We start from the raw sequence: 11,431 nt of genomic DNA, 5'->3' as shown, positions 1-11,431 counted from the left end.
GGAGAGGTGCTCAAACAGCGCTAGCGTCTCGGTCTCCGCGACATTGAAGAACGTCTCTACCGAAGGATCATCTTGCAGGGTCGCTGAGGCCATACCATCTCAGCATTCACCCTGCTCTTTGGTGTGGGAATCGTTCTATGACACCCTCTTCTATTACTTAGTTTGAAAACAACCCAGTATATAGCTCAGGCAACAACCATGTGACCTGGTTATGGTGACCCAACCATCGGCGAGAGGTGTGGCCGACCAGGATGACAGACAGTAGCAGCGCCAGCGTGTTCAGTTCTGGATAGTAGCGAGTGAGAAGGTTGATTCCGAGCGAGAAAGTCGCAGCGAGTATCAGTAATTTCTCTCCTCTTTCTTTGAGGTATGATATAGCTCTTCGCGGTCGTTCCCTCCGAACTTTAATCTCTGGCCGCCACGATTCGTTTACAATTCCAATTTTCATATACTCTGACTAATTGACCGTAGAATAGTAGTCTCTAGGCTCAGTCACTGTAGTTACCAATCTGAGGTCTTGAGGGATATCACGAACTACAGAGCAGGCGTTTACCGTTCAATTAGCCTACTACAACCGAATATAGATTATAGGCAGTAATGGCTGTTTCCCAAACGAAGTGTGCTTACCAACCAGTTAGTTTTTGTTCCAAGAAAACGGAGTGTTAGATATGACGGACGCTGTAAGTCGTCGTCGAACGGATTATTCGAACGCTGAGATGAGCGTCGTCGGGTATTTGATCGCTACGGCATTAGGAGTTCTACTCCTGCCATTGCTTCCCATTCTAGTTCTTCTCTGGATCGGAACCAAACTAACCTGATCTGGTCCGGTGTGCCGATATCTGGGATCCCTCTGAGCAGCTGAATCGACACGGACTTCCTCCTACAGTAGCCAAATTTGTACACTGATGGATCGAGATTCGTGGGTTTCGAACGTAGGATTCGTACTTGCGGCCGTCGGCAGTGCAGCCGGGTTGGGGAACATCTGGCGGTTCCCATGGTTGACTGCTGACAACGGCGGCAGCGCTTTCCTCGTAATGTACTTGCTGCTCGTCGTCGGGATTGGCGTCCCCGGGTTGCTCGCTGAACTCGTGCTTGGCCGACGTGGCCGCCAAACGCCAATCGGTGCGCTCCGCGCGCTCATCGGCTCCCGGTGGGGCACACCACTGGGCGCATTCAACGTCATCACAACCGCCGTAATGCTGTCGTTTTACTCGGTCGTCGGCGGCTGGATCCTCAGATACACACTACTGTCACCGACCGGCGCATACTTCTCGCAGCCACAGCAGTACTTCCGCCACGCAAGCCACGGCCTCCCGGCAGTCGGTTTCCACCTACTGTTCCTCACAATCGTAGCCATAATCGTCTATTTCGGCGTGAGCCAGGGTATCGAACGCGCCTCGAAAATTATGCTCCCCGCAGTCGTCGTGTTGCTCGGTGGACTTGCTGTCTGGACAGCCACCCAACCCAACACCGCCGCCGGCTACGCGTTCTATCTCGACTTCGATGGCGACTACCTCGCCACACACTTCTTCGACGTCCTCGGACCAGCAGCCGGACAGGCATTATTCACGCTCTCGCTGGGTGCCGGCGCGATGCTCACGTACGCCTCATACCTCGACGAGGATGTTTCCCTCCCGCGTGACACCCTCGTTATTGCGGTCTCGAACACAGTCATCGGCGTCTTGGCTGGGCTCGTCGTTTTGCCGCTGTTGTTCTCCCAGGGGATCAGCCCAGGACAGGGCGGCCCTGGCGCGCTGTTCGTAGCACTCGCAACCGCGTTCAGTTCGCTGCCCGGCGGCACTCTCGTTGCAACCGTCTTCTTCTTCACCGTCCTGCTGGCAGCTGTGACAAGCGGCATTAATCTGCTTGAAACGCCCGTTGCGACCCTTGTCGACAACTATGAGATGTCCCGGCGGCTGGCAACGCTGCTCGTGACGCTGGTGATTGCGGTGACTGGCAGTGGGTTGGCGCTTGCCGGGCCGGCATTTCGATTCGTGTCCGGCCCGGTCGTCGACGTGATGCTGACAGTTGGCTTGTTCGCGTTTCTCGCGATCGTCGGCTGGGTGCTCCGCGACGACGCTGTCACGGAGTTCCAGCGCGGCGCTGGCCGCCTCAGTAAGTTCGCGACGCCATGGGTGCTGGCCGTTGGTTGGGTGCTACCCGTTGTCGTTATGTTCTCGCTGACAACCACGCTGGCCGCACTCGCAAGCGTCTCACTGGCGATCGTTACGCGGGTCGCAATCGCCGTGCTCGCGACGCTTGTTTGCCGGACCGCAGTCACCCGAACAACACACTCCCACGCTCGCCAGAGTGAACGACCCTAATTGAGGGGTCCATAACATCGGATACTTCGGTACCGTGGGTACGTTATAGCTAACGTGAGCAAGGACAGACATCTATCTTCTACAAGGAGAGAATCCCGTCGTTTACGACGGGCGTGAATCCGACAACGCCGACACAAACCTCGTTCAGCAGCAATACGGATATTTAAGTAGAATCGTATCATAGAATGACATACCCCGAGGCGGTCACACCGCCCCACACAAATGCACAATATCGGGACTCCGAGAACCAGAACGTTTGAGACACCCTCTCGAAGGGCTGTGGTGTCTCGGTCAGCGAGATAACTCCGAGTCCCGTTTGGGATAGGAGTAACGGCGGTGTGGCCCCGCCATCGGCCTGTCATGCCGACCGGTCGTCAACCAGCAAATATCCCAACTCAGCGGTGCGGTGCCGTGGGAAGCCTCGCCGTTTACGGCGAGGAGGAGGTCACCAAAGGCGGCCATTCCGCTTTTTCGTGTCGCTACCCAAACGACAGGTTGTGACCGTGTCCGACTGCCCAGAATGTGGATTCGCATTAGCACAATCGACAGGGAAGGGGGTCGTCGATGAGCAGGCGGTCCACTTCTTCGATTGTAGCGAATGTGGGCACACATGGACGGACTCAATCCTCTAACTATTCAACCGTTGTGAGGGCTGTTTCACCCCACGAAGACTGGTTACTACCGTGATCGGTGACTCGTAATCTCCCAACGACGGTCGGAAATCCCAACCCGTCAGAGCGGGGAGGATATCAAGGCTGCCAGGCGAGAAGCAGAAGCATTTCAAGCGGATGTACGGTAGCACAACGTGATCTATCGAGGGTATGTCCACTGTTCAATCAGCCGTTCCACCAGGCGACTCCCCAGCGGTCTGCCAGTACTGTGATGAGCCGTTCCCAACTGAGGACCGCCTCACTCTCCACAAGGGCCTCAACCACTGGCCAGACCTCACTGAGGCTGAACGAACCGACTTCCACGATGCGCGAGCGAACGAGCGCGACGCCCTCGGCTCGTTCCGGCTGCGAGCCCTCGCGTGTATCGTCGCAGTATACTTCGTCTTCCTGTTCCTCTATGCCATCTACGCCATCTAACGCCGAGAACACCTCTGGAGACGAATCAACAGCGAAAGCAACTCCCCGGGAAGACGCCAAGTCGAACGCGATGCCGACGTTCGGCATCCGCTTCGGCGCGCAAGTACTCGCTTGGATAGCGATCTTAACCGTTCTCGCCGATAGTGTCGCCGCTGCGAACGGGATGACCCTCTCCAAGCAACCACGTGAGGCGCTCGCTATCCCGCGATGGCTGTACTTAGCGACGGGCGGGGCGACAATTGGCGCGTCGGCACTGCTTGCGAGCTTTGTCACTGATCGCGCGTTCATCTACTCGCTCCATTCCCGGTCTGTGTCCCTTCCAAGAATGCCCGCGGTTCGGCGGTGGATTGGTGTCCTTGGCCAGACGCTGGCTGTGGTCGGGCTCTGTCTCATGGTGTTCCTCGGGTACACCGGGCCACAGCTGCCATCGGCTAGTCTCACCGTCCTCGTCACATTCGTCGGCGTTCGCGCCGGCCTCCCCGTTGTTGCGTATCTCGTCGGCAACCCATGGCCCGCTCTAAATCCCTGGCGCGCCATTACAACGATTCTCCCAACCGGTTTCTACGAGTACCCAGATTCATTCGACAGGTGGCCGGCCATCGCCGGTATCCTCACGCTCGTCTGGGTCGAGGTCATCTTCCCTGTTAGCACTGTCCCGCGTGTGCTCGCAACGGCTATTCTCGGATACTCGTTGTACACCATCGCTGGCGCTGTCGTCTTCGGCTCCGACGCCTGGTTCGAGCACGCGGACCCGATAACGGTCCTCTTCAGATTCTACGGTGCCGTTGCACCTATCCAGCTACGTGACGGGTCGGTGGAGATTATACTCCCGGGGAGCGACCTCGCGCAATCAGATGTCGTAACCGATTCCTCGGACATCGCCTTCATCATCGCGCTCATCTGGGAGCTCACGTACAGCGGTTTCATCACGACGACAGCCGGCGCACAGACCATCACAACCGTCGTTGAGTCGCCGCTAAGTGCAGTGATGGCAGCCACGCCGCTCGCTGTCCTGGCCTATACGACTCTCCTCGTTATCGGATACGTCGTCTTCCTCGCGGCGTACTGGTATGCTGGCACTATTGCTCGCCGGTTCACTGACACCTACGTTACGAGCCGCTCGATCGCCTTACGGCTGGCTCCTCCGCTTCTGGCGATCGCGGCTGGCTATCACCTCGCCCACTACGCAGGGCTGCTCGTCTCGTTGAGTCCGGCGCTGACGATGGCAGTGGTGTCGCCGCTGTCACCACCTGCGAATCCGCTCGTCCTCGCGCCACCCAACTGGTTCACTGCCCTCAGCATCGCGTTCGTGCTCGTAGGCCACTTGCTCGCGATCTGGGAGGCGCACGCGTCCGCATACGATCTCTTCCCGAGCCGGCTCGCCGCCATCCGAAGCCAGTACCCATTCGTCCTCGTGATGATAGGGTACACCATCGTCAGTCTCTGGCTGCTGTCATTACCGGGCGCAACGCCCCCGTATCTCGGGTAGGGCCCGTTGGTAGTCTTCAGACAGAGAAGTGGACCGCAGACATGTCCATGAATGCGGTTTCGTAGCCATCGTGGCGAGACAGTTGCGGCGGGGTCTCAATTTTGATCGTGACTGTATCACCGCGCTCAACGCGATCCACAGTTGTCCCGTAGTAGTACCCGAGGTCAGGATCAAGTGTACCATCAAGTCCGGTTCCCATGACAGTCTGCCCGTCGCGTTCGACAGCCATCGAGAGCGACATCCCCGGCAGGAGAACTCGATTATATGGCGTACGCGGAGAGACAACAAGATATGGGCTATCCGTCCCCGAAAATCGCTGCTCGTCAGTAACGAGAGTTACGTAGAACAAGGCGTCGTCAGCTGAGGCTTCCCCAAGTAGCCGTCCGGGGAGCTGTTCTTTCGGTGGCGCGACTGGAGCTGGCACGCCGTCCATCTGCATCAAGTCTACTGTCCCGCGGGTGCCTGCCTTCTTACTGAGCCGGCGAATCGGGAGGTCGTACGTTTCCGCCGGCTCGAAGGTGAACTGGAACTGCGCAGTCCGCATCTCCGTAAATCGACCCTTGAACGGTCTGGTCCGTGCTGCCTGAACGGGCGCAATTCGAACTGTCGCCTCATACTCACCGCTCCCCGACAGTGCCACGTTATCCCCGTAGTGGAACCCCATATTTGGGGATAGCATCGACCACAGGTTCGTCGTAGAGACGCGACCCTCCTCGTTTCGAACATCAACTGACACCGCGGTCGGGAGCACTGTCCCGGATTCGGCATCCCAGGCGCTCGCCATCAAATGCAGCGAGTCGTCCGATGAGACAACGACTTTTGTTTTGTTCGTCCCGGTCACCCTCCAGAACCGATGAGGAAACGAGTGCATCAACGCGACCCCGATACCATCGATGGTCGTCGTTTCGTACATGCCCATCCCCTCAACAATCGCAGGGTGATAGACACCATCCGGTCGGTCTTCGACGAGCGGGGGGTCGCGCCACGCGGACTGCGTCTCGAACCCGAGTCGCCGGAGACACCCGGAGACGCCGGCCACGCCAACCAGCCCACCCGCAGTTTTCAGAAACCGACGCCGGTCCATATAGAAGATAAGGACTAGCGACCGAGTAGGTGTTGCGGTTCCCAACAGGCGCAGCAAGCCCAGCGCCTCCACGTCCTCTTGGTGCCTTCACATCGTCAGCTACGGTGATCTGACCGAGGACGAGGTATCTGAGCAAGGTTCGCCACAGGGAGTGTATTGATACGTCGCACTCAACATACTCACTATCATAGGTGGGCGCAGTGAGCCAGGGCATTATTTCAATTCTCTTCGGCGATCCGTTCGCGGTGATGAACACAATCGGGCTGGTGGCGTTCGCCCTCGTCGGATCTTCGAAGGCGATTCGCGAGGAGTTCGACGTGTTCGGGATTGCTATCGTGGGGTTATCGATGGCGTTTGTCGGTGGTGCAACCCGTGACTTGCTCGTCACACGAGTGCCGTTAGTTCTTCAGTCTCCAATCGAAATCGTACTGGGGCTCCTCGGCGTCGGGTTAGCAATGGTTCTGAGCGTCGTCTTAGAGTCACCGGACACTCATCCAGTTACGCTCGTCGCAGACGCGATCGGCCTCGCTGCCTTCGCGACGACGGGTGCTATCGTCGCGACTGATGCAGGTGTCTCGGCGTTTGGTGTCGTTGCAATTGCAATGATCAACGCTGTCGGCGGCGGAGCATTCGCTGATATACTGCTTGATAGAGCGCCGTTCATCCTCTTCGAAGACTTCTACGCGAGTTGCGCCGTTCTGGGTGGCGCGGCATATTGGTTGACCGGCGTGGTCGGCGCGAGTGGCAGTACGGCTGCCGGCGCGTGTGCAGTCGTGACTGTCGGAATGCGGTTAGTCGCGGTCACGTACGATTGGCATCTCCCGACCGTACAACGATTAGAACTGCTCCGTGAATAATTGAATACTCAGGCGAGTTAGGGCCAAAGGCCGCGCGTTTCGTGGGCTTCGGCAATCCGTGAGAGCGCGACGATATACGCTGCGTCGCGCCACGTGACGTCGCGTGTCTCGAATTCTGTTTGGACATCCTGCCAGGCTGCCAGCATCTCTGTTTCCAGTTCATCGTTGACGCGTTCGAGCGACCACGCGCGGCGATTGATGTCTTGGAGCCACTCGAAGTAACTCACCGTCACACCGCCAGCGTTAGCCAGAATATCTGGAATGACCGGGATGTCTCGGTCGGCGAAGATCGCGCTCGCGGCGGTCGTCGTCGGTCCATTAGCGCCCTCGATGATGATGTCGGCAGCAACATCGTCGGCGTTGGCTTCCGTTAGGACGTTCCCGATTGCCGCTGGAATCACCACATCGACGTCCAGTTCGAGTAACTCGTCGTTGGTCACCGTTTCTGGTGCCTCGTGAGTCATCACGGCTTCTGGCTCCTCGTGATGCGAGGGAATCGAGTGTGTATCGAGGCCGTTTGCGTCGTAGATGCCGCCGTTGACGTCACTGACGGCGACGACGTTTGCACCCCAGCTGTCGAGTAGTTTCGCGGCGTTCGACCCGACGCTCCCGAAGCCCTGGACGGCAATCGAGGTTTCTTTGATGTCTTTGTCGTAATAGTCGATTGCTTCGCGGGTGATGATTGCGACGCTGCGGCCGGGTGCTGCATCACGGCCTTTGCTCCCGCCAACGATCGGCGGTTTGCCGGTGACGACGCCGGGGATTGTTTCGCCTTCCTGCATGGAGTAGGCGTCCATCAACCACGCCATTGTTTGCGGGTCTGTCCCCATGTCGGGTGCGGGGATGTCCGTGGTTGGCCCGATAACCGAGCGGATTTCGTCGGTGAATCGCCGTGTCAGCTGTTCTTTCTCGTCCTCGCTGAGGTCTTTGGGGTTGACGGCGATGCCGCCTTTCGCGCCGCCGAAGGGGATGTCCATCACGGCGCATTTCCACGTCATCCACATGCCGAGGCCGACGCATTCCTCGCGGGTGACCTCGGGGTGATAACGGAGGCCACCCTTGAACGGGCCGCGGACGCTGTCGTGTTGCGCACGATAGCCGGTATAGACCTCCACATCGCCGTTCTCGCGCTCGATTGGAACGGTGACTTCCTGGACTTTCTTGGGGTGCTTGAGTCGCTCGACAATGCTCGGATCGATATCGAGGTGGTCGGCGGCGTGCTGGAGTTGTCGACGTGCGGTCTGCAGCGCCGATTCCGGTTCACTTGGCTCTTCGGCCGTCTCGTTGTCGTCGTGCTGGGTTGGTGTTGAGGCCATTATTCGATGGGTGTGCGTCGGTTCCGCATATCCCCCGCGCAGTCGGGGCACTGCCCAGGGTTATCCTCAGCAAGCACGACGTTCCCGCACTCGAAGCATTCGTACGGTGATTCCTCGGCTGAATTCTGGTTGACGTCCCTCATGGGTAAGTGAGTGTCCCGACAGTGCTGTGCGGGATGCTCTACATACGGATACTAAGTGTATAAGGGAATATTCGATAGTTGAGCACCGAACCCCACGCCAGCCAGCGTGGTTTACTATTCAACCATTTGCGAAATCGGGGCGCGGAGGGAGCCCTATCGCGCGATTACACTGCTAGCGTCCGCTTCGAGAGTGATCAGTCCGCGTGTCGAGTGACCACCGGGGCGTGGTCGTCGATCAGCGCCGCGAAGAGTTTCCGCTGCACCGTTCGGATATGCTGGTAGAACGCCTGTGGGGAGATGTCCAGTGACTCCGCAACGGCTTCACCAGTCACCGTCCGCGGCGACTCGAAGAACCCACTGTAGTACGCCGTCTCCAAGACCTCCAGTTGCCTGTCAGTCAGGCTATCCAGCACTGACGCGTAAAACCCGTGTTCGGACGCCTGTTCGCGCGTCTGCTTCGACGTGAGCTCAACGTCCTCGAAGCGCTGAGTGACGAACTTCGTGACGTTTCTGGCCTCAACACTCCCAGGAACGTCAATAACGAATGCTGTTCCCGCCTGCGAGGCCGTCGCGCTCTGCAGGACAGCACCGTGGTCGGCCAGTTCCGTCGCAAGGAACGGCTCGGCCAACCGGAGCCGCAACACGCCTCCAGTCTCACCACCACGAATCCGCTGGACGTCCTCGATCACGCGGAGGTCAGCCGCCACGTCGACGACTGCGTCAAGCGGCGCGTCCTCGACCGTGACGAACACGTAGTTCCCATTGGCAGTCTGCTGGACACCGCCCTCATAGGTAATCGTGCAGTCGGCAGCCTGCACCAATTGCGCGAGCACAAACGACGGATCAGCAACCGTGTACTCGACGCGAGTCATCGACGTGGTGAGCAACGCGCGCTTGCGCTCACTGGCGCTAATCGCGGAGGCAATCGTCTCACCGAGCTCCGCCAGCACTGTCTGAATCGTTTCATCGAAGGCGTCCGGCGTCTCCGCGTACACTGTCAGAACGCCATACGAGAGGTCGTTGTACACGAGCGGAATACTCAGCACGGACAGTAGGTCGCGTGCAATCGCGTCCTTGCGCCACGAAGCCGCCCGGAGATCAGCCGCGACGTTCGAAACATGCGTCACCTCACCAGTCGCCGCAGTCCGACCCGCCGGTTCAACAGCCTCAGCGGCAACCGGAAACGACTGCGTATCGAGATAGCCCTGATCAGTTCCAGCCCACGCTTGGGGAGTTACGGCGTCGTTCGTGCTATCGTGGGTGCCGATCCAGGCGAACTGGAAGCGGCCATCCGCAGTGAGGCGTTCACAGACCGTGTGGTCGATTTCCTCGCGGGTCTCCGACTGCACCAGCGCCTGGTCAATCTCGCGAATCGTCTCGTTAATTTGGTTGAGTGTCGTAAGTTGGTCGTTCTGTCGCTGGAGTTCACGGTCCTGCTCGCGAAGCTGGGACTCACGGTCGACGCGGTCCAGTGCTGCCTCCGCTGTCGCCGCCAGAAGGTCCGCAAGTTCCCGCGTCACATCGTCGAAGGCACAGACATCGGTCGATCCAGCGACGAACACGCCGTGGCTCCCGAGCGGAATGTACGCGACACTCCGGAGATCAGTCGCAGGATTGGCGAGGCGGTCGGCATCGTGGACATCATCGAAAAACCGGGGTTCGTTCTCGACGAAACTGTGAGTAGTGAGATCGCGGCCGTCCGCATGCACATCTGGGAGGGGGCCGTGGGCGTCCCGCATCGACTGGGAGTACGCAGTCGGCTGGAGGTGATTGTCATCCGCGTCGAAGAGGTAGACGGCACTCGCATCGAGGTCGAGAACGTCGGGAGTATCGTCGACAACGTGGTGGGCAATTTCGTGGTGTGTTTCGGCATACAGGAAGTCCCGCGCGGTCTCCTGAAGGGTTGCGAGTGCACGCTCGCGCTGCTTGCGCTTCGTGATGTCACGACAACTGTACAGCAGCGTGCCGTCCTGAATGGAGACTTCGCGAACGTTCACCAGCAGCGTGTGTTCGCGACCGGCTTTGTCCGTGGCCGTCGTTTCGATGTTCTTCAAGACGCCGTCGTCAGCGAGATCCTCGCGGTCAAACAGGTCGTCGCCGAGCAAGTCCTCAATCGTTCCCAGGTCTCGGATTTCCTCGGCGGTGTACCCGAAGATGAAATGGACGTTCGGGCAGACATACGTGTACTCGCCGTCCTCGTCGGTCATGAGGACGGTGTCAGTCATGTTGTTGAGCGTGACGCGGTGGAGTTGCTCGGATTGGCGGAGTTCCCGTTCGAGGTCCACACGCTCAGTGATATCGACGCTATCGACGATGATTGAGACGAGGTCGCCGCGTTCATCAGTAACCGGCTGGACGGAGAGTTCCAACACTTGCTCACCAGTCACACCATTCTGAGTGATGACAGCGTGCCCGAACTCACCGCGTTTTGCTGACTCAACAAGGCGACGAATGTCAGCGCTCGTTTGGCCCTCGTCAAGCCACCATGGCAGCGTCCAGAAGGGATCGCCAACGACGTCGTCGGCGTCCACATCGATCATATCGCGAGCGGTTTGGTTGACGCGCGTGAGCGCGCCAGCAGGGTCAAGCACCCACGTTGCGGATCGAGTGTCGTGAAATGTCGCGTCGAACTGTCGTGCCCGTTCGCGCTGTGTCTTCGCCCGTTGGGCGTCCCGGAGCGCCTGCTCGGTTCGCTGCACGGCATCGGTTACAGTCTCGTCTAGTGAGTCAGTGACAGCGATGTAGTCGGTAACGCCCGCTTCAATCGCTGTACTAGCGATTGTTTCGCTGCCTTCGGCCGTCCCCAGAATAATCGGGAGTGTGGCGGTTGTCTCCCGGATGCTGCGAATGAAGTCAATCCCCGTTGTTTCGGGCAGGCGGTAGTCAGCCACGACGCAATTGATTGCCCTCTGTTGCAGCATCTCGTGGGCTGTTGCTGGCGAAACGTGATGAACAGTCGCGTCAGACTGTTCTTGGAGCGCATCAACGTAGGCCGTTAGCCACTCTGTGTCGCCAACAGCGACGATCACAGACGTATCGAGAATACTCCGTGATTTTGGGTTCATATGTGGAACACTCGGCCCCGATATCAGAACGCGATTCCATACGCGTAAGGGGTAGTATTATCAAT

At 58.7% G+C, this 11,431-nt stretch carries 9 protein-coding genes; 5 read left to right on the top strand and 4 right to left on the bottom strand.

What is annotated here, in order from left to right; all coding sequences use genetic code 11:
- Positions 1-668 precede the first annotated feature (668 nt).
- The 4 genes from LPA44_RS18525 (at position 669) to LPA44_RS16890 (ending at position 4,901) form a co-directional block, all read left to right on the top strand.
- Positions 669-818, top strand: a complete 150-nt coding sequence (locus tag LPA44_RS18525; RefSeq protein WP_442903412.1) for a DUF7535 family protein — start codon at positions 669-671, stop codon at positions 816-818.
- A gap of 84 nt (positions 819-902) precedes the next feature.
- On the top strand, positions 903-2,324 hold the full coding sequence (locus tag LPA44_RS16900; protein WP_230890665.1) for a sodium-dependent transporter: 1,422 nt from the start codon (positions 903-905) through the stop codon (positions 2,322-2,324).
- An 821-nt stretch (positions 2,325-3,145) separates the two neighbouring features.
- The gene (locus LPA44_RS16895) at positions 3,146-3,412 is read left to right on the top strand and encodes a DNA-binding protein (RefSeq protein ID WP_230890663.1); all 267 of its coding nucleotides are present in this window, start codon (positions 3,146-3,148) and stop codon (positions 3,410-3,412) included.
- A gap of 70 nt (positions 3,413-3,482) precedes the next feature.
- On the top strand, positions 3,483-4,901 hold the full coding sequence (locus LPA44_RS16890) for a hypothetical protein (protein ID WP_230890662.1): 1,419 nt from the start codon (positions 3,483-3,485) through the stop codon (positions 4,899-4,901).
- Between the two features lie 16 nt (positions 4,902-4,917).
- Here the strand turns inward: LPA44_RS16890 and LPA44_RS16885 are convergent, their stop codons facing one another.
- Positions 4,918-5,985 carry an iron transporter gene (locus LPA44_RS16885; RefSeq protein ID WP_230890661.1) on the bottom strand — a complete coding sequence of 356 codons (1,068 nt, stop codon included), beginning with the start codon at positions 5,983-5,985 and terminating at the stop codon, positions 4,918-4,920.
- A gap of 248 nt (positions 5,986-6,233) precedes the next feature.
- Between LPA44_RS16885 and LPA44_RS16880 the strand changes: the two genes are divergently transcribed.
- Entirely contained in the window at positions 6,234-6,842 is a 609-nt protein-coding gene (locus tag LPA44_RS16880) for a trimeric intracellular cation channel family protein (RefSeq protein ID WP_230890664.1), read from the top strand.
- Between the two features lie 17 nt (positions 6,843-6,859).
- Here the strand turns inward: LPA44_RS16880 and gdhB are convergent, their stop codons facing one another.
- The 3 genes from gdhB to LPA44_RS16865 all read right to left on the bottom strand — a co-directional run bounded on the left by gdhB (position 6,860) and on the right by LPA44_RS16865 (position 11,366).
- Positions 6,860-8,158 (bottom strand): glutamate dehydrogenase GdhB, encoded by a 1,299-nt coding sequence (gene gdhB, locus LPA44_RS16875; RefSeq protein ID WP_230890660.1) that lies wholly within the window; start codon positions 8,156-8,158, stop codon positions 6,860-6,862.
- Positions 8,158-8,301 (bottom strand): rubrerythrin-like domain-containing protein, encoded by a 144-nt coding sequence (locus LPA44_RS16870; protein WP_230890659.1) that lies wholly within the window; start codon positions 8,299-8,301, stop codon positions 8,158-8,160. The genes gdhB and LPA44_RS16870 overlap by 1 nt, the downstream gene beginning before the upstream one ends.
- A gap of 194 nt (positions 8,302-8,495) precedes the next feature.
- A complete protein-coding gene (locus tag LPA44_RS16865; protein ID WP_230890658.1) occupies positions 8,496-11,366 on the bottom strand; it encodes a bacterio-opsin activator domain-containing protein in 2,871 nt (956 codons plus the stop codon).
- Between the last annotated feature and the right edge of the window lie 65 nt (positions 11,367-11,431).

It is taken from the genome of Halobacterium sp. KA-4, from assembly GCF_021028995.1.
Taxonomy (GTDB): Archaea; Halobacteriota; Halobacteria; order Halobacteriales; family Halobacteriaceae; genus Halobacterium.
The sequence above is the reverse complement of the archived record's forward strand: the minus strand, read 5'-3'. Positions and strand labels throughout refer to the sequence as shown.